This window comes from Kurthia sibirica (assembly GCF_003143975.1).
Taxonomy (GTDB): Bacteria; Bacillota; Bacilli; order Bacillales_A; family Planococcaceae; genus Kurthia; species Kurthia sibirica.
In genome coordinates this window covers 218,542-245,174 of the sequence record NZ_QFVR01000002.1, presented here as the reverse complement: position 1 = coordinate 245,174, position 26,633 = coordinate 218,542, and the positions used below count along the sequence as shown (strand labels likewise).

Sequence of the window (26,633 nt, the reverse complement as noted above, 5' to 3'; positions counted from 1 at the left end):
AAGGTAGATAGGTTCGAGGTGGAAGTGTGGCGACATACGGAGCTGACGAATACTAATCGATCGAGGACTTAACCACGAAGTTACAAAACATTTCAATGAACCGTTTATCCAGTTTTGAAAGAATAATCTTTCAATCATTTATTTTATTTCTATACATTGTATATAAATAAAATGATAGTTTAGTGATGATGGCAAAGAGGTCACACCCGTTCCCATGCCGAACACGGAAGTTAAGCTCTTTAGCGCCGATGGTAGTTGGGGGTTTCCCCCTGTGAGAGTAGGACGTCGCTAAGCACATGAAGAAACCACGTTGTGGTTTCTTTTTTTTGATGATAAATAAGTGTATTACATCCTTTTATTTTCTCTGTTCATACACTTGAATACGATGCCATTGTTTACTGGAGCAAGTAGTTCGAGGAAGTGACAGAAGTGAGGACGCAACGTACATGAGTACGTGAGGATCAAACGACTGGAAGCTGACGAAGAAATGTGCAGTTTCAGTAAATAATGATTTTTCCCCAGTGAGAGTAGGACGGCTAAGCACATGAAGAAACCACGTTGTGGTTTCTTTTTTTTGATGATAAATATCGTAATATATTGTGAATTATATTTGTTACTTCCTTTTATCTACAGGAGATAGATCGCGTAGTGGATCTTCCCACTGGCTGTATGATGTTCTCTGTCATACAAACAAATACAATTCCATTTGTTTACACTAAGAATATAAAATGCCAATAAATAAGGATACCAACAGATTTGATACGGCAGTAGCTATGAATACTATTATAAAACGTTGTTGAATAAGGATACCAACAGATTTGATACGGCAGTAGCTATGAATACTATTATAAAACGTTGTTGAATAAGGATACCAACAGATTTGATACGGCAGTAGCTATGAATACTATTATAAAACGTTGTTGAATAAGGATACCAGAAGATTGCGTACGGCAGTAGCCATGAATACTGTTATAGAACGTTGTTGAATAAGGATACCGTACGGTAGTAGCTATGAATACTGTTATAAAATGTTGTTGAATAAGGATACCAGAAGATTACGCACGGCAGTAGCCGTGAATACTGTTATAAAATGTTGTTGAATAGGGATACCAGAAGATTACGCACGGCAGTAGCCATGAATACTGCTATAAAACGTTGTTGAATAGGGATATCAGAAGATTGCGTACGGCAGTAGCCATGAGTAAGGCTATAGAACATTGTTAAATAAGGATACTAGGAGATTGCGTACGACAGTAGCATAAGTACTGCTATAAAACGTTGTTGAATAGGGATACCAGAAGATTACGCACGGTAGTAGCCATGAATACTGTTATAAAATGTTGTCGAATAGGGATACCAGGAGATTGCGTACGACAGTAGCATAAGTACAGCTGTAAAACGTTGTTGAATAAGGATACCAGAAGATTACGCACGGCAGTAGCCATGAATACTTTTATAAAACGTTGTTGAATAAGGATACCGTACGGCAATAGCCATGAGTACGGCTATAGAACATTGTTAAATAAGGATACCAGGAGATTGCGTACGACAGTAGCATAAGTACAGCTATAAAACGTTGTTGAATAAGGATACCAGAAGATTGCGTACGGCAGTAGCCATGAGTAAGGCTATAGAACATTGTTAAATAAGGATACCAACAGATTTGATACGGCAGTAGCTATGAATACTATTATAAAACGTTGTTGAATAAGGATACCAGAAGATTGCGTACGGCAGTAGCCATGAATACTGTTATAGAACGTTGTTGAATAGGGATACCAGAAGATTACGCACGGCAGTAGCCATGAATACTGTTATAGAACGTTGTTGAATAAGGATACCGTACGGCAGTAGCTATGAATACTGTTATAAAACGTTGTTGAATAAGGATACCAGAAGATTGCGTACGGCAGTAGCCATGAGTAAGGCTATAGAACATTGTTAAATAAGGATACCAGGAGATTGCGTACAGCTAGTAGCTATGAGTACAGCTGTAAAACGTTGTTGAATAAGGATACCAATAGATTGCGTACAGCTAGTAGCTATGAGTACAGCTGTAAAACGTTGTTGAATAAGGATACCAATAGATTGCGTACGGCAGTAACCATAAGTACAGCTGTAAAACGTTGTTGAATAGGGATACCAATAGATTGCGCACGGCCAGTAGACATGAGTACGGCTATAGAACGTTGTTGAATAGGGATACTAGCAGATTGCGTATGCCAGTAGCGTGAGTACTTAACAAAGAGTGATCACATCTCTATGCATGTATCTAATTTTATTTTATCTAGTACGCTTGTTTTCTACTTTGTACTTTTATTTTACTGAGGAGGGATTGAGTATATTCATAATGAAGAGTAATTTAAACTAAAAAAGAGACCATCAATAAAGTGGTCTCTTCTTAGTATATTATTTTACATTGATTACATTATCAGCGTGATCGTGAAGTGTATCACCTTTCATAACATGAAGTGTTAATGTATATTTTCCAGGTTCTTTAAAGATGTGTTTTGTAGTATAGTGTCCAGATTTCTCCTCTTTCAGATCAACCCAATCGGCTTTTTCTACACCTTCTTGTGTTATTTGAAAGCGAACATCTGCTTTAGTGAGTGGTTTTTTTTCTAATAAAAGTTTAGCGCTAAGTGGTGTTTCTTTCCCTACCTTAGCTGAAGTTTGTTCGAAAGTGAAATCGACTGCATGATGATGATCGTCTTGTTTTTTTTCTTTTTTGTCGCTAGCTACTGTATCTGTTTTTGTCGTATCATCTTTTTTTGTAGCTGTATCGTCATCATTTGAACAAGCTGCTAAACCAACTGATAATACTAATAATGATGATAAAAATAGTTGTCGTTTTTTCAAGTTAATTCACTCCTTATAGTAGTGATTAGTATAACAATAAAATGTGAAGAAAATACGAAATTAAAAAAGAGCCTGGCACAGAATAAAAATAGTATGTCTCCAATACGAATCATCAAATCAATTGAACGTGCAGAAAATGATTCCAGCGGGAATGCAGTGACGAGGCGTTTTCAGCCATGTCCGCGGAAAGCGTTTTTCGAAGCGGAAATTCATTGAAATGAATAATCCCGTATGATTTCGAAAAATCATACGGGATTTTCTCTGTTGAAAATACGTTTGTCTCAGGCTGTTTTTTTAGTTGAATTGTTTGATTTTATTCTTCCGCATATCGACAATTGTGGGGAAAGTCATACCAACTAATACGAGTAAAATACCAAATATTTGTAGTGCAGAGAGTGATTCACCTAGGACGATGACAGAAGCCATGACAGCTACAGGTAATTCTGTAGCACTTAAAATAGATGCAGTACCGCCGCCAACTTTGGGAACGGCTATTGTGAATAACAAAATCGGTAAAATAATCCCGAAGAAACCTAATGCTAAACCAAAGTATAATAATTTTGTCGTAAACAATGTACCATCCCACATAACGGCAGGTGCTTGGAAGCAAGAGACGATTATTAGAGCGAAAATGGACATTAATAACATACGAGCAATCGGTGTGACGCCAACAACTTGTTTAGAGTTAAATTGCATGAAGACTGCAAAACTAAATGCTGCTGCAAATCCGAATACCCAACCACGCCAATCAAGGCCTGATAAATCGACATCTAACACGCCTGCTGCTAATATTGTGCCGCCTATTAAAAATACTAGGCTTATTAGTTCAACACGCTTAGGTAAGCGTTTATGGACGATACAGTCAAGGAATAAACCAATCCAAGTGAATTGGAAAAGCATAACGACTGCTAAAGATGCAGGTAGGTACTGTACGGATTTACCATAAACTATGCCTGTAATCCCTGTAAATAAGCCACAAAATAATATTATCAGAAAGCCTTTGCCAGACATTCTAGGCAGTGAGCGCTGTGTTAATAAAAACAGAATTAAAGCCAATAAAAAACCGATCGCATACTGACTTTGTACAGCCTGTGCTGTAGTAAAGCCATGTGCCATCGCTACTTTTACCATCGTTGATAATGTTCCGTAACTACTTGCGGCAAGGATGATAAAAAGAGGGTATAAAATATTTTTGTTCATAAATTCAACTCCTAATGTTCTAAAAAATTCATATCATTTCAATATTCTATCAAGAGCTACTATAATTATATAGGACATATGTCCAGATATTGTTGGAATACCGTAATATCTTTGAAAAAAACAATTGTTTCACGCTTTAATGATTTATTTGCTCGATTTTGAGTCAATATACATGGATTAATTTATTAAATGAAAGGCTGGGAAATATGAAGATAATTGAAGATCCTGCTATTTTAGAACAATATATTCGTTTGCATCACTTTCAAAAAGTGTTTGATGTCGAGAAAATCCCTTTTAAAATATGGAATTTATATGAAGGTGAAGTATTGATGGAAGAAGGAGAAGAACTGAAAGAGCTTTACTATGTCGTAGCAGGTCGTGTGAAGGTGACGACAAGCGTACAAACAGGTAAATTCCTCTTATTACGTTTTAATCATCCATTGACGATTTTAGGGGATTTGGAGTTAGTACGAGACGTGCCGATTCAGTCGCAAGTAACCGCCGTAATCGATAGTGTGATTATGACGTTACCAATCGATTATATAAAAACGAATGAAATGACGAATGCGAAATTTTTGATGCAACTGCTACAACATATTAGTTATAAACTTCAGACGAGTACCACTTCAGCTCGAGTGAATTTATTGGAATCGGTTGAAAGTCGTTTTGCAAGCTTTTTACTGTCTACAGTGAGTTCAGAGCCGGATAATAATTTTGGACAAGAATTACAAACGATGAAAATTGCTGAAATTGCTGATTTATTAGGCACATCACACCGTCATTTAAATCGTGTAGTGAGGAAGTTAACGGAAGAAAAAATCATTGCCCGTGAAAAAAATCATCTTATTATAATAGATGAGGAACGACTAAGCGAGATGTCACAGGGAATTCGCTTTGAATAAAAAGAGATCGGTTCTCTAAAATTTCTAATTTAAATGTAGTTGAATACGGCTTATTTTTTCTCGCTATAGAAAAATCCCCTTTAAGTAAAATGTTTTTCAACATTGTTTACTTAAAGGAGATAATATAAGGTTTCTTTTTTATTAGTGAATTTCTTTGATCATATGGTCAAATTCTTCTCCGATAATCATCCACGGTTCAGCATAAACATAACCGATTTTTTCATATAATTGACGTGCACGGACTTTCTCTTGTTCAACGCTCAAAGATAATTTTTTGTAACCTTTTTCAGCACATAATTTTTCAGCATAATTTAATAAAATAGTGCCGATACCTTGTCCACGAAATGCTGAATTGACACATAATGTATCAATGTAAAATTCATCCGCTCGTGCTTCTACTTCAATCGTTTGAATAGGAGCATTTTTAGCAGCTAACCATTTTTCTAGATTTGCGTCTAATTGAATCGCTTCATCGCCACCATAAATAACTAAAATACCAGCCACTTGCCCGTTATTATCTGCAATATAAGTGTTCAAGTGAGAGTTACGGTTGTCCTCACGATTAAATAATTCAATTAAGCCGGCTGTTACAGCTTGTGGGTTTGTTTCACCAGTAATGCGTTGTGCAATATCGCCAATAGCATCAATTATTAATGGTGCAACTGCTGGTCCGTCTGCCAATTGTGCACGTCTAACTGTAATATTCATTTGTATCAAACTCCTTCTCTTATTTTAGTATACCAATTTGATTTCTTTTAATCGATGAAAAGGAATTTTAATGGTAAAATGATTTTCAATAAATGGTCAAATAATCGATTTTTATTAATTTTTTATTTCCCAAAGTCTTTTGTGTTGTCAGACTTCATGGTAGGATAGAAGGAAGATATTTTGTGAAGGAGCTTATTCATGTTAGAATCAACTAGAGAATTCATCTTGATTTATGGGGATGCTTTCGTAGATTATATTGCCAATGATACGACAAATACGTCGTTCACAACATTTTTAGGTGGTACAACAATTAATGTAGCAGCTGGAATTAGTCGAATCGGTGCACCGTCTGCAATTATTACTGTGACTGGTGACGATGACACCTCAAAATTTGTACGGAATGAACTTGCTAACGAGGGTGTTAATACTCATTTTGCAAAAATAATACCTGAGAAACGTGTAACAGGTGTTGAAGTACATTTAACAGAAAATAACGATCGTATTTTTACAAACTATACAGATGAAACACCAGATATTCAAGTTGAAACGCAACATTTACAGCCGGTGGCGTTCGAAAAAGCATCTGTTTTTAGCTTTTGCTCAAATACAATGTTCCAAGAAACGGCTTTGGAAACAACAAAAGCAGCAGTAAAGTTAGCAATTGAACATGATTGTTTAATTGCTATGGATGCGAATATTCGACCATTACGTTGGGAAAGCCCACAGCAATGCTTGGAAACAATCAGTGAATTCCTGCCGTTTGTCAATATTATGAAACTAGCAGATGAAGAGTTATTCTTTATTACAAGTACAACGACAATCAATGAAGGAATCGCTGCTTTAGCACACTATAATATTACATTATTGATGATTACGGTTGGAGCGGATGGCACATATGTTGTGATGAACGGTGAAACGATTCATGTTCCTTCTATTAAAATTAATTGTGTGGATACGACGGGTGCCGGTGATGCATTTATGTCTGGTATTTTACGTTCGATTCATTTGAATGGTTTACCGGTAACAGCACAGGAAGCTTATGATTACGTGTTTTTTGCCAACCAATTAGGGGCATATGCAGCAACGAAGGCTGGCGCTATTACAGCGATGCCTCATTTACATGAGATTGGTGAAATAATAAAACCTTCAACTAAATAATGACTGAGCAGCGAGGCATTTTTCGCTGCTTTTTTGTTTTATTTCCCAGGAAATAGCAGATTGAATTTCGAATGAAGATAGGATCGTATGATTTTGGCAAGTACAGGAAATGGGTTTAACATTTATATTGAATAAGGTGGCTCCCTTACTACGCATGACTAATAGATATGTGTGTATCATTGATTGCTATGTATTATTTTAGCATGGTTACCGTTGATCAGGAGAATAATTGGATTTTTTATCCTGCTGAGTTTTTCAATGACAGTGGTCTACGCTCACAAATGTAAATAGGGACGATTAGATTAGTTTTGGGTCTGCGTGCAATGGTTGCAGTCGTCAGCGGTATTTTAATTGATTGAAATGAATAATCCCATATGATTTCGAAAAATCATACGGGATTTTTTCTGTTGAAAATACGTTTGTCTTAGGCTCTTTTCCACTATTAGCTATTTTAATAAACTATTTAGACATAAAAAAAGCCCGGTAAATACGTTACCAAGAGCTTCATAAATTAAGGTTTTTCATAACAGTTTCGTCGTGAATATAGCCATCATCCACTTCGATTTCATAGGTTTTACCTTCATGCATGAATTTAAAGCGACCATTATCAAAATCGGTGCCTAATTCTTTATAAAATAAACCTTCGTAAATGAATGTTTCAGGTAAATCAAAATAGATGCGATAAATCCCGGCATCATCGACTAAATATGCTCGAATGGCTTTTTCATACATATGATCTTTTACGCGAATTTGACGGTCGACCGATATGACATGAATATCAACGAATGGTAGGGCACGTAGCAATTGGTTGATGAAAGAACCTTTTGTAATTTCTTCCCAACGACTTTGCGCAGTTTGACCAATGACCACTTGCGAAATATTTTGTTCGTTGCATACTTCAGCAATTACTTGTTGAATCGGTCGATCTTCATTTGTTTTTAAAATGAGACCATCGATATCCAATTCTTGGGAAAGTGCTTGCCAGTTAAGGATATCTTCTTGCTGTGAGGAGTCAAATTCCTCTGAAGATTGTCTACTAATATTGAGTACATAGAGAGGGCAATCAAGCATTGTGGCGATTTTATGTCCCCTGCGAATCAAACGATCGCTATTAGGACCGTAATAAACACAAACTAAAATGCTTTCATCCATACGCCCGTGCGATTTCAATAAAATCACCTGTCCTTTTTTTAATATTTAAAACTTTTCTAAAATAGTATAGCCTCATACATGAAAGGGGTTTCTCTTTCATGTATAATTTAGATATAAATATACTTCAAAGAGTATTTCTCGTATAATCATCTAATTTTTAATTGTATTATACCTTTAATTGGATTGAAATCATAAATTATTTTCATCTTTTTTGAAGATTGTGTCTAGTTGGCTTCCTATTATGCTATTTAGTTAGATAAAGGTCAAGTACCCTAATTAGCGCAAAATAAAATACCTAGCGTGGAGGGATTTACATTTGATTACAAAATGGGCGATTATTTTACCATTTATTGTTGCTTTTATTATTCCTATGATTCGCTCAAAACTGAAAAAAACACATATCGGTTGGATTGCACTCATAGTACCTATTGTATTATTTATCGCATTGCTACGATTTATTCCACAAGTTGCAGCTGGCAAGGTATATGAACATACTTGGCAGTGGATTCCGTCACTTGATCTATCCTTTACGACCTATTTGGATGGCTTGAGTATGTTGTTTGCCCTCCTTATTACAGGTATGGGCGCATTAGTCATCCTTTACTCCATTTTCTATCTTTCACAAAAAGAAGCGTTGCACAAGTTTTATTGCTATCTATTGATTTTCATGACAGCGATGCTTGGGGTCGTTTTCTCTGATCACTTCATTATGCTCTATTTTTTCTGGGAGTTAACGAGTGTCTCTTCCTTTTTACTTATAGCCTTTTGGCATCATCGTAAGGCGTCCAGACGCGGCGCACAAAAATCCATGCTTATTACAGTTAGCGGTGGTGTAGCCATGCTTATTGGCTTCCTAATGATTGCTCATATGACGGGAAGCTACAGCATTCGTGAAGCCATTCAAATTATGCCGACTGAACTTACAAATACGCTCTTTATACCAGCAATGGTCCTCGTACTGCTAGGCGCATTTACAAAATCAGCACAGTTCCCTTTCCATATTTGGTTACCGGATGCGATGGAAGCACCAACGCCGGTCAGTGCTTATCTACATTCAGCGACAATGGTCAAAGCCGGTATTTATTTAGTTGCACGATTAACACCATTGTTCGCAATCAATCAATCCTGGTTTTGGACGGTGACAATCGTTGGCTTGATGACGATGTTCTGGGGTTCGTTTAACGCTGTAAAGCAAACAGATTTAAAAGCATTATTAGCATTTTCAACGATTAGTCAACTCGGAATTATTATGAGTTTGCTAGGTATGGGGTCACTTGTCTATGTGTTTGGCTATAGCCCTGCTACTGTCATCTATACACAAGCTGGGTTTGCAGCACTCTTTCACCTGTTGAATCACGCTACGTTTAAAGGAGCCCTGTTTATGATGGTCGGTATTGTCGATCATGAAGTAGGCTCCCGTGATATACGTCGATTAGGTGGTTTGATGTCAATCATGCCATTTACATTTACAATTGCGATGATTGGTAGTTTATCAATGGCGGGCATACCGTTCTTTAATGGTTTTTTGAGCAAGGAAATGTTTTTTGAAGCGGCATTACGCATTCAGCAAGCTGATTTATACTCATCAACTGCAATGTTGAGTATCATTCCCGTTATCGTATGGGTTGGTAGTGTTTTCACTTTTATTTATTGTACGATTTTAATCGTAAAAACTTTCTTTGGTAGCAAGGACAAGCTACCGCGTGATCGTAAAATTCATGAGGCGCCAAAAGGTATGTTAATCTCGCCGTTTATTTTGGTGACACTCGTAGTCATTATGTTCTTCGTACCAAATTTCTTCGCACGTTATTTATTTAGTCCAGCAATGCTTAGCCTTTACCCGAATACAGGAACGATGGAGCAGCTAACGCCTCATATAGCTGCATGGCATGGTTTTAATACACCTTTATTAATGACAATTGCTGTTGTAATCATTGGTGTCATACTATTCAAGCTATTGCCGAAATGGCGTGGTATTTACAATACTTTACCAGAACGTTTCACGTTAAATGTACTTTATGATCGTGGACAAAATGAAGTAGAAAATGTTGGTCGTTTTATGACTAATTTATATATGACTGGTTCCATTCGTCATTATATTATTTATATTTATTTATTTTTTATTGTTGTAGTAGGGGGCTATTTTATCAAATCAGATTCTTTTGCATTTGATATGACAAAAAATGCACCAATTGAGTGGTATGAAATTTCATTGATGGCCGTCATGATTATTGCTGCAATATTAATTTTACGAGCAAAATCACGTCTAACAGCAGTTGTATTAAATGGTGTTCTTGGCTTTGGTGTTTCTATTTTCTTCGTATTGTTTAGAGCGCCAGATTTGGCATTGACTCAACTCGTTGTCGAATCGGTAACAACCGTTCTCTTTTTATTATGCTTTACGTATTTACCTGAATGGAAAAAAGAAGATACACCAAAATATACAAAACTTATCAATATGGCGATTGCTTTAAGCGCCGGAGTTTTAGTCGTTATTTTATCATTTGCAGTATTACATTATGATGAATTTAAAACGATTTCTGGTTTCTTTGAAAATGCTTATGAGTTAGCAGGGGGCGCGAATATTGTCAATACGATTTTAGGTGATTTCCGCGCGTTTGATACGATGCTCGAAGTGGTTGTGTTATTAACAGCAGGGATTGGTGTCTATACGCTCATCAAGCTGAAACCACGAAAGGAGCGTAAAAAAAATGAAGATCAATGATTTGATTTTACGAACTGTTGTTCAATTCGTTGTTTTTATCGTGTTGACGATTGCCATTTATTTGTTCTTTGCAGGACATTATACACCAGGTGGTGGCTTTGTAGCGGGTCTTGTATTAGCATCTGCAGTCGTGATGCTCTATATTAGTTTTGATACGGATACGGTGAGAAAAGGTTTACCACTTGATTTCAAAATTGTAGCAGCAATTGGTGTTACGCTTGCACTATTATCGGGTATTTTACCGATGCTTTTCGGCCAACCATTTTTAAAAATGTCCTCGATGAATATACAATTTCCATTGATCGGAGAAAAAACATTGGCGACGGTTATGATTTTTGAATTAGGCGTGGCATTAACAGTTGTGGGAGTCGTCATGACAATTATTTTAAGTATTAGTGAAGGGAGTGATGATTGATGGAAACAATGATGATCTTAATAATCGGTGTTTTAGTCGTTGTCGCAACCTACTTATTATTATCAAAAAATATTATTCGTATCATACTTGGTACGGCTTTATTGTCACATGCAGTCCATTTACTCATATTGACGATTGGCGAAGTAAAAAAAGGGGATGTACCATTGTTAAAAGAAACACCGGGTCCCTATACGGATGCACTACCGCAAGCATTGATTTTAACAGCCATTGTTATTAGTTTTGGGGTTACATCATTTATTCTCGTATTAGCATATCGAGCTTATGCTCAAAATAAAACGGATGATATGGAAGAAATGAGAGGCGATGAACATGAATAATTTGATTGTTTTGCCGCTAATTTTACCTATTTTCATCGCCGTTATTCTTATTTTTTTCCGCCAACAAATTCGTATTCAAAGAATACTTACTTTTTCAACATTATTACTCCTCATTATTGTGAATATCTATTTGCTCATCCAAGTGAAAGTTAATGGAATCCAAGTGTTACAATTTGGCGGTTGGGAAGCACCATTTGGTATTAGTTTTGTTGCAGACGCTTTTGCAATGCTCCTCGTATTAACGACGAGTATTGTCGCATTTCTGTGTATGATTTATGCTTTTTCATCACTTGGAGAAACCTTCGAAAAAATGTTCGTCTATCCATTAGTACTGCTGATGATTGGCGGCATAAATGGTTCGTTTTTAACCGGGGATTTATTTAATTTATTCGTATGCTTTGAAGTGATGCTTCTTGCTTCTTATGTGCTAATCACACTTGGTGGTGGCAAAGAGCGTTTGAGAGAGTCTATTAAATACGTTGTCATCAATGTTCTCGCTTCATGGTTCTTCCTCGTAGGCCTTGCAATGATTTATGGCACATTAGGGACACTTAATATGGCACATCTTGCGCAACGCGTTGCAGAGGTCAATCAAGGTCCATTACTAACGACGATTGCTTTATTATTTTTAGTGGTCTTTGCATTGAAAGCTGGTTTGCTATTATTCTTCTGGTTACCCGGATCCTATCGTGTACCAACAACACCAATTGCTGCCATGTTTGGAGCCTTATTAACGAAAGTTGGGATTTATGCGATTTTCCGTATGTTTACATTAATATTTCCATTAGAAACGAATATTACACATACGCTCATTGGTGTAATGGCAATTGCCACAATTATTTTCGGTTGTTTTGGTGTCATGGGTTTCAAAGATTTACGTCAAATCGTTGCTTATAATGTCATTATTTCTGTTGGATTTGTCTTACTTGGTTTATATGCCAATACGACTGAGTCGCTAGAGGGTGCCGTTTTTTACTTGATGCATGATATGTTGATCAAAGCCTTATTATTTTTAATGATTGGCACGATTATTTATATTACAGGACGGACAAGTTTCGATGAAATCAAAGGCCTAATCCATCAGTTTCCGCTCTTTGGTTGGTTATTTTTTATAATGATGCTGTCACTAGCGGGTATACCACCGCTTAGTGGTTTCATTGGTAAATTATTAATAGGGCAAGGGCTAATCGATAAGGGGGCATATATCGCAATTGGTATTGGCTTTTTATCGAGTGTCATCGTTCTCTATTCATTATTGCGTATTTTCTTGAAATCAATTTTTGGTGAGGCAACATATAATCAAAAATTCAAAACAAAAATACCAAAAATGATGCTCGTACCAATGGTAACTTTTGGCCTATTAACACTTGTTTTGGGTGTAGGTGCAGAAATTATGATGCCATATGTAGAAGATGCAGCTAGGGTGTTAACAAATCCAGAAATATATATAAATGCTGTATTAAATCCATAAAAAGGAGGACATTTTACTATGCTTATTCAATTATTATTGAATATTGTCATCGCCGTCCTATGGATGTTTTTAAAGGATGAAGATACGGTTAATATTCAAACATTTTTTACAGGTTACTTAATTGGTTTAATCGTCATGTATTTAATGCATCGCTTTTTCGGACAACCATTTTATTTAAGGAAAATTTGGTCCATTATTAAATTAATAACATTGTTTTTAAAAGAACTTATTGTATCGAGTGCTGTTGTACTTAAGCAAATTATGAGTCCAAAATTAAACATCACACCGGGTATATTCACATATGAAACAAAGTTGACGAGCAATCTTGAAATAACAGCATTAGCGTTATTACTGACGTTAACGCCTGGGTCTGTCGTCATGGAGTTATCACCTGAAGGTAGGGTATTTTATATTCATGCAATGGATATCGAACAATCAAAAATGGATGTGATTGCATCAATGGAAAGATTTGAACGAGCAATTAAGGAGGTGACGCGCACATGATTGATGTTATATTAAAAATCGCTTTAACTCTCTTTTCACTCACGATTGCGATTTCATTTTATCGTGTCGCTAAAGGACCATCCATGCCAGATCGAATTGTCGGTTTGGATACTATTGGTGTTAATTTATTGTCGATGGTCGCTATCATTTCTATCTTATTCGGGACCAAAGCCTATTTAGAAGTAATTTTGATTCTCGGTATCTTATCCTTTATTGGAACGATTGCTTTTAGTAAGTTTTTAGAAAGAGGTGTGATCATTGAACGCAAATCAAATCGTTGAGTTAATTGCAGCATTGATCATTTTACTTGCCAGTATTATGGGGTTGATAAGCGCATTGGGCTTAATACGTATGCCGGATGTTTATACACGTTCCCACTCGGCGACAAAAAGTTCGACATTAGCAGTAATGTTGGCATTGTTTGGAGCATTCGTTTATTTTTGGGCACAGGACGGTACGATAAGTGTACGCCTATTGCTCGGTATATTATTCGTATTTATGACAGCACCGGTTGCAGGGCATTTAATCTGTCGTGCAGCATATCGTTCAGGTGTTAAATTATCAGAACAATCTGGAGAAGATGCATTAAAGGATATATTATTCAAAGATAAGGAGCAAGGTGAAGAAAGATGAAAATTGCCATACTTGGTGCAACAGGTCGTGTCGGTGCAGGCTTTTTAGAATTAGCGTTGTCAAAAGGTCATAGTGTGAAGGCGTTGATGAGAAAACCTACAAGAAGAAAACCAAGTTCACAGTTAGAAATTATTATCGGTGATGCAAAGAATCAAGAGACGATTGCTACATTACTAAAAGATGTCGACGTCGTCTTCTCTGCATTGAATACTGATCAAACGACAACATTAACAGAAGCAACAAGTCATTTAATTGAAGAAATGACGAACCAAAATATTACGAGAATCGTCACTATAGGAACCGCGGGTATATTAGAGAGTCGCGCAGAACCAGGAAAATTACGTTATTTATCTTCTGAATCAAGACAGAAAGTGAAGTTTGCAGCGAATGAGCATGCAGCTGTCTACCGTCAGTTGAAGCACTCCTCTTTACAGTGGACAATTATTTGTCCAACGGCGCTGATCAACGGTAAAAAAACAGGTATATATCGCTACGAAAAAGATTATTTACCGACGAATGGTATGAAAATATCAGTATTAGACACTGCAGCTTTAGGATATGAAGCAGCGATACACAACTTATTTCTTTACCATAGAGTAGGTATCGCCTATTAAATTAGGAGTGTGAGGCATTGATGAGAAGGGGTATAATCACAAAGTTAACAAAAACTTTTGGGGATGCTTTTGGTAGCAAGTCATCAAAGAAAAAGCTAACAGTGAGTGAACAATGGTTTAAGCATATTATAAAAGGTGACAAAGCCGCATTAAAAAAACAACTGAAAAATGGCTTTCATATCAATACGAAAAATGAGCGTGGACGCAGTGCATTAATGATTGCTACCTATAATCGTGATGAGCAAATGGTCGCCTACTTAATCGCTGAGAAAGCAGATGTTAATTGCCAAGATGATCGGATGAACTCACCATTTTTATATGCAGCTGCGGAAGGTTATTTAGAAATGGTTAAGTTAATGTCACCAACGGCTGATGTAAAGCGCGTCAATCGTTACGGTGGTATTGGTATTATTCCAGCAAGTGAAAAGGCTTATTATGATACAGTGAAATGGTTACTTGAAGAAACAAAAAGTGATGTTAATCATGTCAATAACCTTGGATGGACAGCCTTGTTAGAAGCCGTTATATTAGGAGATGGCAGTGAAAAATATGAGCGGGTTATACGCCTTTTATTACTACATGGAGCAAGCAAAGATATAGCAGACCGCGATGGTATGACTGCTATAGAGCATGCTGAAAAACTAGGTTATGAACGTATTGTTAATGTATTAAACCAATAAGAAAGTATGTACAAAGGGAATGAACAGACCTTTTGTACATACTTTCTTTTTTGATAAACTTTCGGAGGAACACATCAAACACCTATTGACATGGAAATTGCTGAATGGATTGAAAGGCAAATTATCGCAACTAAATTACAAGCCAATGACAAAGTATATTTATAGTACCAATTGGCTGAATTATTTAATATAAACTCAGCGACAGCAGAGGAATCACGCTGTTATTGGATAAAGGATTACTCTATAAAAAAGGGGTTTGGGCGTATTCATTAGTTCATATGCCAAAAAAGATTCCCTTATCACGCCTTTTGTTGAAAGAGAATCAAACCTTCACGGAGCTAAAAAACATACTGGTACTACTAATTGAAGTACCAATACAGAACAAAAAGTATATTCAATAAGTAGGATGAATAAAAACAAGCGAACTCCTCAAATGGGAACCCGCTTGTTTTTATCGTTTATATAAAAATTTTAAGCGCTTTAATAAGAGAGAGGATGGAGTAAAGGGAAATAAAAAATCACGCGTCGCCGTTGCAATAGGATTCGTCCACTGTGCAGCTTGTCCTATTTGACGAGATAATCTTGTGACACGAGCCGTTTTACGTACACGCTGTTGATCATACTGTTGAGCAGCCTCGTCAAATGATGTAGACCGCTGAAGTAATTGTGCAAAACAAAGTGCGTCTTCAATCGCTTGACCAGCCCCTTGCCCCATATTAGGAGTCGTAGCATGTGCGGCGTCACCTAGTAAGAGAACACGCGTATAATGGAAAGTTTTTAAAGGTTTTAAGTCGTATAAATCATGGTGTAAAATCGTGTTAGGTGGTGTTGCTAAAATGATTTGTTTTACGACATTCGGGAATTGATGAAAGATAGAGGCAATTTGTTCTTTTTCTAAGCGTTTTAAAAATTCATCATGTGGTTGTGCATTGACACAGGCAAACCAATATATTTTATCATGAGATAAAGGAGCATAACCAAAACGACCACTTGCATGCCACAACTCAGTGGACGTATCAGGAGCGATAAAATCCTTGTTATCGGCAATACCTCTCCAACAAGTATATCCAGCATAACGTGTAATGCTGCTTGGTAGTAGCTGTTGGCGAATGGTCGAATGAATGCCATCAGCGGCAATAATATAGTCACTGATGGTATGGCTACCATCAGAAAAGTATAAAATACAACTATGTTCTAACTGTGTAATTTTCACACATTTTTTATTGAATTTAATACAGCCCACTGGTAATTTTTCAAAGAGAATACGATGTAAATCGGCACGCTGAATCGTAATATTCATTTGTCCATACAATGTTTGTAGTTTACTAAAATCAATAGTGTTAAGAATTTTGCCTGTAGCATCTTTAAAAATTTGTGTTTTTAATACCGTACCATTAGTGGTTAGTTGCGCTCCAACACCAAGTTCTACTAATGCTTGCATTGCATTTGAACCAATACCAATTCCTGCACCAATTGGTTTAAAGCTAGCTGCAGACTCAAAAACTGTTACATTAATATTTTGTTGTGCGAGAGCGACAGCAGTACATAAACCACCTATACCACCACCTACAATTGCAATATGCATGGAGAGCATCTCCTTTTTTATTTTCTATAGTTAGTATATGATAATAAGAAATATAAGAAAATAAAGAACGTTCGAAAAATAATTAAAGGAGGACTGACGATGTGATGAAATCTAATAGCGATAGCGAACAAACACTAGATCGTATGGCAATCCGTTATTTGCAAGCACCACAAGTGAAAAAAGTAAAAGAACGTTATGTTCAAGATGCAAAGGAAAGAATTCCACAGTATTTTTCACCTGAAAAAAGAATGCACGCACAGGCAATGACGATAGAAGACATCCAACAACAGGGCCTTCCAATAGAAATATTTTGGCGAATGGTTGAATATAATTTAAATGCTAAAGAAGGCATGTCAATTAATCGTCTTAGTAATATAGATGAGCATATAGATTATTTAGCATCTGAATATGTTGTTTACCATGAGCGGATCCATCGTGATTTTGACGGCGAAGATCAAAAGCAGCAATTGACACAATTAGATAATGTATTTACAAGAAGTTTTGACCGTATGGTAAATTATTATATTAATACGGTAGGTAAATTTTTTGAGCGCAATGATATCAAAGATGAGTCAGCGATTATGTTCCAATCAATCACAGAACTTTATTTACGAAAAATACATTTGTACGCTAATTTTATTCGTTTGGAACCGGATTATGCACAAGTTGCGCATACGGAAGATCAATGGTTACTACGAGATTCATATTTTATGGGGGATGTATTACGATTAATTATTTCAAAATTATATCCACAATGTATTTTGATGCCAACAACTATGTATACTGAAACCGAACTTAGCCTAGCGGGTATTATTTTTCAATCAGCAAATAAATGGTTAATTACCCAAAAATCAACGGCAGTTAGCGAAGAACAATTGGGAATTGAATTAGGCTTATTTGCAATGAAAATAAATTTAATTTTACAAAAAAATGATATTTCAAATGATTTACGTCATAAAATAACAACGGTTTATTCGTCATTTTACAATTATAAAATAGCCGATATTAATAAAAGACAACAGGAGGCGACTGAAAATATATATAAATTAGAAAATGATTTATATGCAGCCCTAGATGAAAATATTGTCAGTCATTGGACGAAAAAATTGAACCAGTATGTTCTAAATGAAGATATTGCTGGAGTATTTGTTGAGGGAATACCAAACGCTTTATCGATGTTTAAGCAAAAGGTTGAACATGGTAATGCGCTTGAAAGATATCAAATGAATAATGAGTGGTTTCAATTTTATAATGATTCAACGACAATTACGTATAATCATTCGAATCTATTCACCTATAAACTACGCTTAAACGACTGGAATGATTTCGTAGAAAAAGTGAATTTGGATTTAAAATGGCAATATTATTCACAACCTACTTTGTGAAAATAATTATTTCAATATATCTGTATGGCGGGTTTCAAAAACTACTTTCTGGGTATATATGTAGTATGCCTTGATAGAAAAATGCGAAAATTAAATAGCATTTGGCTTGTTCATTTACTTAAAGACGTTTAAGTAAATAAAAGCGAATGTCACTTAACCAAAATGCTTTTCTTCAAGGAAATCAGTGCTTTCCTAGTACCCCAATGCTATGTAAGCACATAAAGCTAGATAAGGCGTGTGAGTTTACTCATGCTTTCTAGTTGGTCCTGTTCAACCAACTATAGCTCACATGCCGTACATACCAAAATTGCTACTAACTGTTGATGTCCAAAATAATTTGGGCATCTTTTTTTATTGAATTACGTTTAATCGTATATAGAAACTTTACTAATCTAAAATTTGCGTTATCATTAATAGATGAAGAATTTTAAGGAGCGGATACGCATGACAATTGAATCATACCTAATGCAAGAAATTTTAGATCCAACGAATATTATTGAAGGTCAACGTTTTGAATTTACGTTAGATCTAATGATTGATGAAGACGATGAACTTTTCCAAGAAGGCGGGATCGAAGTGCGTGCGATTATTGGCGTAAAAGATCATGTCGTGTCATTAGTGAATTATTTTCTAATTGCGAAAGCAGACTTAAGTTATTTAGAATTTGCACTAGAAGAAGATGAAGAAAAAATGATAATCGACTTTTGTACAGAGAAAATAAAAGCTGAAAAATAACTAGTAAAAAAAGAGGTATTCGGCGATTGAAAAATCGCAACTGACGAATATCTTTTTCTATGTATGATTGAATGGCATTTATTTAAATGAAACGAGCATTGTGAAGAATAGTAAATTTCGGTAGAGGAGGAAGCGGGTATATGTCACAATACACAACACCAATAGTAACTGCAGGAATCATTTTTATTATACTCGTATTCTTTTTATGGATTCCTTGGTTAATTTATATGTATCGAAAATATGGTTTCTTACCATTATCAACAACACTCATATCATTTTCATTTATTTTTTATTTTTTATCTGCATTATTTTTAGTGATTTTACCTTTACCAACGACGCGAGATACATGCGCTATGCAAAATCCAAATACTGTCCATTACTCTCTCATCCCTTTTCAATTTGTAGAGGATATTCTTAAGGGCCAATGGTTGAATTTGAAAAATCCAGCTACATATATGTTGCTCTTTAAGCAATCGGCTTTTTATCAAGTATTTTTTAATTTCTTATTATTATTACCGTTGGGTGTCTTTTTACGCTATTATCTTGGGGATAAGAAAAAATGGTGGAAGGCAGCTATTCTCATATTCATTACCACTTTCTTTTTCGAAATTACACAATTAACAGGTATTTATGGCATTTATAATTGTGCTTATCGCCTGTTTGATGTCGATGATCTAATGACAAATACAATTGGTGGTATTATTGGATTTTTCATTGCCCCAGCAGTATTAGCTATTTTCCCATCGAAAAAAACGATAGAAGAGCGTGCGGAATACTTATTGGAAAAAGATGAAGTGAAGTCAATGGCTGTACTACTAGCGATTGCCATTGATCTATTTATAATGGATCTTATACGTCAATTAGTTTTAAGTACCACAAATCACAATGAAGTTACCAATTTTATTGTTACGACAGTTCTACTTATCTGTGGACAACTTCTATTACCGATTATTTGGAATGGTAGAACAATTGGTTCTGCGATTATGCGTTTTCGTTATTCAAGTAAACATTCAAAACGACTGACAATTACACGTTTAACGAAGAGATTTATTGCGTTATATGTCGCGTATTTTATTACGGTCATCGTGTCGACAATGAATAATATTACAGTCACAATGGATTCAGTTTACTATGAAGCATCTGTATTGTTATCTTTAGGGGCAAGCATCGCAGCATTAATTTTAACAATTGTTTTATTTATTCATATTATGCTTGTTGTGTTTGGTAAAGGAAAACGTCGCTTCTTCTTTGATGAATCAGCGGATTTATATACGACTAGAAAAAAATAATAGTAAAAATAAAAAGTCTCCCACCAATTGAAGGTAGAGGAGACTTTTTGTGTATAACTTTATCGAAATGAAAAAAGTAGTATCTGTGGATAACTAGAATATGTAGTGAATAATTAAACGATAGGTAAGAAAAATGGGTTTTAGGTCCATAAAAATATGTTCTATGTTTTAAAACGCGTAAAAAATTTTACCTATCGTAAAGTAAAAACATAATTATGGGAATAAATGGTGATGATGGTTATTTTTTATAGAGAGAATTGTGGATAACTACGTTTCTAGGTAATTAATGAGAGACGAAAAGCTGTGGATATCACTTGTGTCCTGTTTTTGGCATGGAGTTTGTGCATAAGTCGCTCAATATAATCACGTATTGTGTGAGGGCTCAAAAATAATAATTCAGCCATTTGTTTATTATTAAGACCATCCGCTAATAGTGTTAAAATTATTTTTTCTTTCTCAGTAAGTTGAACTGCTGTAGTAACGTTACTACTTGCTTTACGTCCAAGAAATTGTGCCAGTAAATTAGCTGCTTGTGCCAATACTTCTAAATCATCTTTTGTCATATCAAATTCTTCGGATAGTTGATCGAATGTCAGCCAACCGTAAAGTTGCTTGTTTTTATCGCATACCGGTGTAAAAACAATTGAAGAAAGCTGAAATAATTCGATGGCACTGGCAGGTAAGTAATGTGTAGGGTCTTTTAAAAAAATGGGTTTGCGTTCAGAGAAGACGGCTGTATGATCAGCTAATTTACCACGCATACTTTGAACTTTCATGAGCTCGGCACCATAGACACCATGATATTCGTTGAGCCATGGATTATAGGCATAAAAAACACAACGTTTAAATGAAAATATGGACTCTGCATCATGTAGTAATGCAGGAAGGCTAGACGTGGCATCAGTCGCAGCAATTAAACATGCGCTAAAAGCATTTAATGCTATGAGTTGCTGTGTTTTTTTATCATGGTGAGATGGGCTATGTTCTTGAGTAACTGTCTGGTGGAAATGGTTATAGCATGATGATAATCGTATAAATAAATCAGATAAGAAAAAAGTAAAAGCGCTAAATTCGGTATTTTTATTTTGAATGAGCAAAGCAAAAATAGATTGTTCAAATATATAACGAAATAATGATAATTCCTCAATTGTAAGAACATCTTTTTGTGACTGTAGCCAAATATTAATATCAGAATCATAGTTTTCTTGTAGTAAATCAACTTTTTGCTCGGAAAAAAGTTGTAAAAAAGACAATTCTATTGATAGTAGCTTTGGAGCATCATTAATTGAAATATAGGCATGAATATTTTCGCGTAAACCCTGTGCATGTACTTTACAAAAAAGAACGAATTGGGTATAAGTTATTTGATTGTTCATAAAATTTTCTCCTCCCTACAAATGGGGGTATATGATGCGTCAGAAATAGCTATAAATGACGGGTTTTTTAATAGCACGAAAGGCATACAATGGAATAGAGCTTCAAAGTTAATTAAAACGTATATTTTGGTTATACACAAATGGGAGGATGACAGATATGAAATTCAACAACAAAGTAGTGATTATTACAGGTGGTGCAAGTGGCATTGGTAAACAAACAGCAATTTCTTTTGCCAACGAAGGGGCTAAAGTAGTCATTGCAGATTTTTCAGATCAAGGGCAGCAAGTTGTAGAAGACTTAATAGCAGTTGGTAAAGAAGCTTTATTTGTTAAAACAGATGTGACAAATGAAGAGCAAGTGAAAAATATGATTACGGTAACGGTAGAAACATTTGGTGAACTAAATATTATGTTTGCAAATGCAGGTATTGCGAATGATGGTCCGGCAGCAGAACTATCATTTGAAAGTTGGAAGAGAACAATTGATATTAATTTATCAGGTGTCTTTTTATGTGATAAATACGCAGTTGAACAATTTAAAAAACAACAGACTGCGGGTGTAATCGTCAATACTGGATCTATTCACAGTTTTGTCAGCAGAGGTTCTACAACAGCTTATGCATCAGCAAAAGGTGGCGTGAAGTTATTAACACAAGCACTGTGCGTGCAATATGCTAAAGAAAATATTCGTGTGAATGCCGTATGCCCAGGTTATATTGAAACCCCATTATTAAAAATGGCTAGTGAGGCAGATAAAGCGGGGTTAGCGGCAATGCATCCACAGGGGAGATTAGGTACGCCAACAGAAGTGGCCAATGCCGTATTATTTTTAGCTAGTGATGATGCTAGTTTTATTAACGGAACAACTTTATTAGTTGATGGTGGTTACACAGCGCAATAATGATTATTTTTAAGCACGATAAGGGTGGGAAATCCTTTTTATCGTGCTTTTTTTGTGCAATTTTATTTTTTTTTGCTAATTTATTTATATAGTTAGAGAAAAACAGCTTAAAAATTGGAGTGAAAAAGAAAGATTTTCAAATAAAATCCTTTCTTAAAACGCATAATAACAGTCATTTGACTATGTTTAAGAAAGAAGTATAGCTTATAATAACAAATGATTTTTTTCGAAGAAATAGTTTAAAAAAGCAGTATTTTTTACGTGGAAAAGAGCTAAAAAACGTATGAAATATCAAGAAATTACGGTTTTTCATTTGACTAGGAAAATTTGTCATCTTATGATTAGTAGGACAAAAAGAAAACAAATAAGTGATGGATACGAGCAGTTTTTTGAAAATATCGCCGGAATGAATGAATAGTCAGTCATTAATATAGGCTGGTTACTGGTATTGTTAAGCTCGATAAAAATCGAGCTTTTTTTTTATAAAAATAGCCCCTACATAATTTGTAGGAGCTGTCATTTATTGGTTACTCTTCATCAGGAGTGGGCCCTGCAATTGAAGATGTTGTAAAAGTAGAAATGATGAGATAGAGAATAGCCATTGTAATGGATGCCCCTAACCAAGTTAAATCGATGCGATGGAATAGAGAGCCGTATACCAAGAAATAGACAATCGTGCTAATCGCAAATTGGAGCATTGTACTAAGAAGATTAATCATTGGTGAATAGTCTAAATTAAAGGAGGCCATTATAAATAAAGCCAACAAATCAATAATGAAAACCAAAGCTAAAATAAGAATTAATAGCCAGCCAAAATACAAGAAATTTTGATACCAATGGCTATAATAGTCTAGGTTTATTAAGTTGAATTTTTCCAAAAGCGTCGACAAACCTAGAAAACTAAAAAATGGGATTGTGACACCTAATAATATAATTAATAAGGCCAAAAAGCAGATAATGGCTACTCCAGAGCAGCCTGAAACTTGAATTTTTAAAGGACGTTTTTTAAACATAAATTCCCTTCTCTACCATGACGACGTATTCTACGTTATTTCAAGGTTTGCAAAAGATTTTAATACTTCATTCATTATAATGCACGAGGTCATACAATGCACACGAAGCGACGTATTGAGATGAAAAGGTGGTTGAAATTAGATAAAAAGGGAATGGGTGGTAGTTATTTTCCAGAAAAGGGTATAAGAATAGAAAGTCAGAGGAAGGAGTGAGTGGATGATGTTGAAGTTAGAACATTTAAGCAAAGTATATCGTGGTGGAAAAAAAGCTGTCGACGATTTGAATCTAGATATAAAAAAAGGGGAATTCATTGTTTTTATAGGAACGTCAGGCAGTGGTAAAACGACAGCATTGCGCATGATTAATCGTATGATTGAACCAACAAGTGGGAAAATTTTAATTAATGATGAGGACGTAACGAAAAAAAATCCAGTTACATTACGTAGGAGTATCGGTTATGTCATTCAACAAATTGGTTTAATGCCTCATATGACGATTCGAGATAATATCACACTCGTACCACGCTTATTGAAATGGGAGAAAGACAAGAAAAATAAGACAGCAGAAGATTTATTAAAACTCGTTAATTTACCAGAAAGCTACTTAGATATGTTTCCCTCACAATTGTCGGGTGGTCAGCAACAACGTATAGGTGTTTTACGTGCATTGGCGGCAAATCAAGATTTAATACTTATGGATGAACCTTTTGGTGCCTTAGATCCGATTACACGAGATACATTGCAAGATTTAATGAAAGACCTCCAACAACGCCTTGGTAAAACAGTCGTTTTCGTAACACATGATATGGATGAAGCCCTTAAATTGGCTGATCGTATTTGTATTATGCATGATGGCCAAGTAATCCAATGTGACACCCCAGATAACATATTATCTAATCCCGCAAATCAATTCGTGAAAGAATTCATCGGTTCACACAGACTTGTGCAAGAAAAACCGAGTGCAAAACTAGTAGACGAAGTAATGATTACGCCAGTAACAATCTCTCTTGAAAAAAGTTTAGATGAAGCAATTCGTACGATGGTCCAAAAACGTGTTGATACTTTATTTGTCGTTGATGGGCAAAATATTTTAAAAGGTTTTATCGATGTAGAGAGTATTACATCGGAAAGACATCGAACACAAAGTGTTGCAGATGCGATGGATAAAGATGTTTTTTATGTAAAAAATGAAACAAAGCTACAAGATACAGTTCGTCGAATTCTAAAAAGAAATTTAAAAAATATTCCCGTTGTCGATGCGGATCATAAATTAGTCGGACTCATTACGAGAGCACATATTGTCGATATGGTTTATGACACAATTTGGGGCGATGAAGATATCGAAGAACAATCTACTATCTAACAAAAAATGAAGCTTTGAGAAGGAAGTGAACATATGATCGAATCATTTTTTAAAGCTGCTAGTGATTTTCTTGTAGATAATAGAGCTGAAATTGTTTTGAAAACATGGGAACAATTTTATATTTCTATGCTAGCTTTATTGCTGGGAATCATCGTAGCAGTTCCATTAGGTATTGTGTTATCGAAAACAAAAAAAGTAGCCAAAATAGTAATGGCGATTACAAGCGTACTTCAAACTTTACCGTCATTAGCTATTTTAGCTTTGATGATTCCAATTTTAGGTGTCGGTAAATTACCGGCAATTGTGGCATTATTCATCTATACATTGCTACCGATTTTGAATAATACATTCATTGGTATGCAATCGGTCAACAAAGATTTGAAAAATGCAGGTACGAGTATGGGAATGACGAAATTTCAAAGCATATACTTAATTGAATTTCCTCTAGCTATTCCTGTAATTATGGCAGGTATTCGCCTGTCGGCAGTCTATGCAATCTCTTGGGCAACATTGGCTTCTTACATAGGAGCAGGCGGTCTAGGTGACTTTATATTCAATGGACTTAATTTATATCAACCAGAATTTATAATTGGCGGTGCTGTTTTAGTCACTATATTAGCACTTATTGTCGATGGTCTCTTATCAAAAGTAGAGAAATGGGCGACGCCAAAAGGCTTACGAATAGAAAGATAGGAGGGGACAGCAAATGCGTATGAAACTTAAGTTAATCATCGGTATTTGTAGTATTTTGTTCATCTTATCGGCCTGTTCATTTAGTAATAGTGCTTCAGATGACAATATTAAAGTAGCTACAATGACGACAACAGAAAGTGCAATTATGGGGAATATGGTCAAGTTAATGATTGAACATTATATGGATGAAGACGTAACACTCATCAATAATTTGGGTTCTAGTGTCGTAGCACATCAAGCCATGATCAATGGTGATGTTAATATTTCAGCGACACGTTATACGGGAACGGATTTAACAGGTGCGCTTGGAATGGATGCTATTAAAGATCCTAAAGAAGCGATGAAAGTAGTACAAAAGGCGTTTCAAGAAAAATATGACCAAACATTTTTTGATTCATATGGTTTTGCCAATACGTACGCTTTCATGGTCTCAAAAGAAAATGCTAAAAAATATAACTTGAAAAAAGTGAGTGATTTAAAAAAAATTGCGAGCAAAATGCAAGCTGGTGTGGACTCATCTTGGATGAATCGCCCGGGCGATGGTTATAAAGCATTTAAAAAAGAGTATGATTTTGACTTTGAAAAAGTATATCCAATGCAAATTGGTTTAGTCTATGATGCAGTTGAAGCTGGGAAAATGGATGTTGTCCTTGGTTATACAACGGATGGGCGTATAGCTAGCTATGACTTAGTTGTACTTGAGGATGATTTGCATTTCTTTCCACCATACGATGCGAGCCCGATGGCGACAAATAAACTGTTGAAAGCTAAACCAGAAGTGAAAAAAGTTTTACAAATGCTGGTTGGGAAAATATCGACGGACCAAATGCAAAAACTAAATTATGAGGCAGATAATGGCTTATTAGAGCCGGCAGTTGTCGCTAAAAATTTCCTCGACAAACATAATTATTTTGAAAAAGAGGGAGGGAAGTAG

At 35.5% G+C, this 26,633-nt stretch carries 25 protein-coding genes and 1 rRNA gene; 19 read left to right on the top strand and 7 right to left on the bottom strand.

Annotated elements, in window-relative coordinates:
- Positions 1-178: 178 nt before the first annotated feature.
- A 5S ribosomal RNA gene (gene rrf, locus DEX24_RS02790) occupies positions 179-294 on the top strand.
- 2,115 nt (positions 295-2,409) lie between these two features.
- Here the strand turns inward: rrf and DEX24_RS02785 are convergent.
- Both DEX24_RS02785 and DEX24_RS02780 read right to left on the bottom strand, forming a co-directional pair.
- Positions 2,410-2,859: a FixH family protein gene (locus tag DEX24_RS02785; protein ID WP_170112816.1), complete on the bottom strand. Its 450-nt coding sequence runs from the start codon at positions 2,857-2,859 to the stop codon at positions 2,410-2,412.
- A gap of 294 nt (positions 2,860-3,153) precedes the next feature.
- Positions 3,154-4,059 carry an EamA family transporter gene (locus DEX24_RS02780; protein ID WP_109304870.1) on the bottom strand — a complete coding sequence of 302 codons (906 nt, stop codon included), beginning with the start codon at positions 4,057-4,059 and terminating at the stop codon, positions 3,154-3,156.
- A 206-nt stretch (positions 4,060-4,265) separates the two neighbouring features.
- Between DEX24_RS02780 and DEX24_RS02775 the strand changes: the two genes are divergently transcribed.
- Positions 4,266-4,961 (top strand): Crp/Fnr family transcriptional regulator, encoded by a 696-nt coding sequence (locus DEX24_RS02775; RefSeq protein WP_109304869.1) that lies wholly within the window; start codon positions 4,266-4,268, stop codon positions 4,959-4,961.
- Between the two features lie 141 nt (positions 4,962-5,102).
- Here DEX24_RS02775 and DEX24_RS02770 read toward each other — a convergent pair whose 3' ends face one another.
- Entirely contained in the window at positions 5,103-5,669 is a 567-nt protein-coding gene (locus DEX24_RS02770; protein ID WP_109304868.1) for a GNAT family N-acetyltransferase, read from the bottom strand.
- A 198-nt stretch (positions 5,670-5,867) separates the two neighbouring features.
- Between DEX24_RS02770 and DEX24_RS02765 the strand changes: the two genes are divergently transcribed.
- The gene (locus tag DEX24_RS02765) at positions 5,868-6,827 is read left to right on the top strand and encodes a carbohydrate kinase family protein (RefSeq protein WP_109304867.1); all 960 of its coding nucleotides are present in this window, start codon (positions 5,868-5,870) and stop codon (positions 6,825-6,827) included.
- Positions 6,828-7,331: 504 nt separating this feature from the next.
- Here DEX24_RS02765 and DEX24_RS02760 read toward each other — a convergent pair.
- Positions 7,332-8,006: a universal stress protein gene (locus DEX24_RS02760; protein ID WP_346214411.1), complete on the bottom strand. Its 675-nt coding sequence runs from the start codon at positions 8,004-8,006 to the stop codon at positions 7,332-7,334.
- Positions 8,007-8,295: 289 nt separating this feature from the next.
- On the opposite strand from DEX24_RS02760, the gene DEX24_RS02755 reads away from it, so the two are divergent.
- From DEX24_RS02755 to DEX24_RS02715, 9 genes are read left to right on the top strand one after another with little or no spacing between them, the layout of a single operon-like run.
- Complete coding sequence (locus tag DEX24_RS02755; RefSeq protein ID WP_109304866.1) at positions 8,296-10,704, top strand: Na+/H+ antiporter subunit A; 2,409 nt, start codon at positions 8,296-8,298, stop codon at positions 10,702-10,704.
- Positions 10,691-11,119, top strand: a complete 429-nt coding sequence (locus DEX24_RS02750) for a Na(+)/H(+) antiporter subunit B (RefSeq protein ID WP_109304865.1) — start codon at positions 10,691-10,693, stop codon at positions 11,117-11,119. Before DEX24_RS02755 ends, DEX24_RS02750 begins: the two co-directional genes overlap by 14 nt.
- The gene (locus DEX24_RS02745) at positions 11,119-11,457 is read left to right on the top strand and encodes a Na(+)/H(+) antiporter subunit C (RefSeq protein WP_109304864.1); all 339 of its coding nucleotides are present in this window, start codon (positions 11,119-11,121) and stop codon (positions 11,455-11,457) included. The genes DEX24_RS02750 and DEX24_RS02745 overlap by 1 nt, the downstream gene beginning before the upstream one ends.
- Entirely contained in the window at positions 11,450-12,928 is a 1,479-nt protein-coding gene (locus DEX24_RS02740) for a Na+/H+ antiporter subunit D (RefSeq protein WP_109304863.1), read from the top strand. Before DEX24_RS02745 ends, DEX24_RS02740 begins: the two co-directional genes overlap by 8 nt.
- Positions 12,929-12,946: 18 nt before the next feature.
- Positions 12,947-13,432 (top strand): Na+/H+ antiporter subunit E, encoded by a 486-nt coding sequence (locus DEX24_RS02735; RefSeq protein ID WP_109304862.1) that lies wholly within the window; start codon positions 12,947-12,949, stop codon positions 13,430-13,432.
- The gene (locus tag DEX24_RS02730) at positions 13,429-13,713 is read left to right on the top strand and encodes a Na(+)/H(+) antiporter subunit F1 (RefSeq protein ID WP_109304861.1); all 285 of its coding nucleotides are present in this window, start codon (positions 13,429-13,431) and stop codon (positions 13,711-13,713) included. Before DEX24_RS02735 ends, DEX24_RS02730 begins: the two co-directional genes overlap by 4 nt.
- Positions 13,691-14,065, top strand: coding sequence for a Na+/H+ antiporter subunit G (locus DEX24_RS02725; RefSeq protein ID WP_109304860.1), 375 nt, complete (start codon positions 13,691-13,693; stop codon positions 14,063-14,065). The genes DEX24_RS02730 and DEX24_RS02725 overlap by 23 nt, the downstream gene beginning before the upstream one ends.
- On the top strand, positions 14,062-14,679 hold the full coding sequence (locus DEX24_RS02720) for an NAD(P)-dependent oxidoreductase (RefSeq protein ID WP_109304859.1): 618 nt from the start codon (positions 14,062-14,064) through the stop codon (positions 14,677-14,679). The genes DEX24_RS02725 and DEX24_RS02720 overlap by 4 nt, the downstream gene beginning before the upstream one ends.
- A gap of 20 nt (positions 14,680-14,699) precedes the next feature.
- Positions 14,700-15,359, top strand: coding sequence for an ankyrin repeat domain-containing protein (locus tag DEX24_RS02715; protein ID WP_109304858.1), 660 nt, complete (start codon positions 14,700-14,702; stop codon positions 15,357-15,359).
- A gap of 451 nt (positions 15,360-15,810) precedes the next feature.
- Here the strand turns inward: DEX24_RS02715 and DEX24_RS02710 are convergent, their stop codons facing one another.
- The gene (locus DEX24_RS02710) at positions 15,811-16,944 is read right to left on the bottom strand and encodes an FAD-dependent monooxygenase (RefSeq protein ID WP_170112815.1); all 1,134 of its coding nucleotides are present in this window, start codon (positions 16,942-16,944) and stop codon (positions 15,811-15,813) included.
- Between the two features lie 101 nt (positions 16,945-17,045).
- On the opposite strand from DEX24_RS02710, the gene DEX24_RS02705 reads away from it, so the two are divergent.
- From DEX24_RS02705 to DEX24_RS02695, 3 genes are all read left to right on the top strand, one after another.
- Entirely contained in the window at positions 17,046-18,329 is a 1,284-nt protein-coding gene (locus tag DEX24_RS02705) for a hypothetical protein (RefSeq protein ID WP_109304856.1), read from the top strand.
- A 444-nt stretch (positions 18,330-18,773) separates the two neighbouring features.
- Positions 18,774-19,064, top strand: coding sequence for a DUF6509 family protein (locus tag DEX24_RS02700; RefSeq protein WP_109304855.1), 291 nt, complete (start codon positions 18,774-18,776; stop codon positions 19,062-19,064).
- A gap of 140 nt (positions 19,065-19,204) precedes the next feature.
- A complete protein-coding gene (locus tag DEX24_RS02695) occupies positions 19,205-20,353 on the top strand; it encodes a VanZ family protein (RefSeq protein WP_109304854.1) in 1,149 nt (382 codons plus the stop codon).
- Positions 20,354-20,628: 275 nt separating this feature from the next.
- On the opposite strand, the gene DEX24_RS02690 is transcribed toward DEX24_RS02695, so the two are convergent.
- A complete protein-coding gene (locus tag DEX24_RS02690) occupies positions 20,629-21,729 on the bottom strand; it encodes a helix-turn-helix transcriptional regulator (protein ID WP_109304853.1) in 1,101 nt (366 codons plus the stop codon).
- A gap of 157 nt (positions 21,730-21,886) precedes the next feature.
- On the opposite strand from DEX24_RS02690, the gene DEX24_RS02685 reads away from it, so the two are divergent.
- Entirely contained in the window at positions 21,887-22,630 is a 744-nt protein-coding gene (locus tag DEX24_RS02685; RefSeq protein ID WP_109304852.1) for an SDR family NAD(P)-dependent oxidoreductase, read from the top strand.
- Between the two features lie 527 nt (positions 22,631-23,157).
- Here DEX24_RS02685 and DEX24_RS02680 read toward each other — a convergent pair.
- Complete coding sequence (locus tag DEX24_RS02680) at positions 23,158-23,643, bottom strand: hypothetical protein (protein WP_109304851.1); 486 nt, start codon at positions 23,641-23,643, stop codon at positions 23,158-23,160.
- A 220-nt stretch (positions 23,644-23,863) separates the two neighbouring features.
- On the opposite strand from DEX24_RS02680, the gene DEX24_RS02675 reads away from it, so the two are divergent.
- The 3 genes from DEX24_RS02675 to DEX24_RS02665 are packed head-to-tail and all read left to right on the top strand — an operon-like array spanning position 23,864 to position 26,633.
- Positions 23,864-25,006, top strand: coding sequence for a betaine/proline/choline family ABC transporter ATP-binding protein (locus DEX24_RS02675; RefSeq protein WP_109304888.1), 1,143 nt, complete (start codon positions 23,864-23,866; stop codon positions 25,004-25,006).
- A gap of 33 nt (positions 25,007-25,039) precedes the next feature.
- The gene (locus DEX24_RS02670; RefSeq protein ID WP_109304850.1) at positions 25,040-25,699 is read left to right on the top strand and encodes an ABC transporter permease; all 660 of its coding nucleotides are present in this window, start codon (positions 25,040-25,042) and stop codon (positions 25,697-25,699) included.
- Positions 25,700-25,712: 13 nt separating this feature from the next.
- Positions 25,713-26,633 carry an osmoprotectant ABC transporter substrate-binding protein gene (locus tag DEX24_RS02665; protein ID WP_186819588.1) on the top strand — a complete coding sequence of 307 codons (921 nt, stop codon included), beginning with the start codon at positions 25,713-25,715 and terminating at the stop codon, positions 26,631-26,633.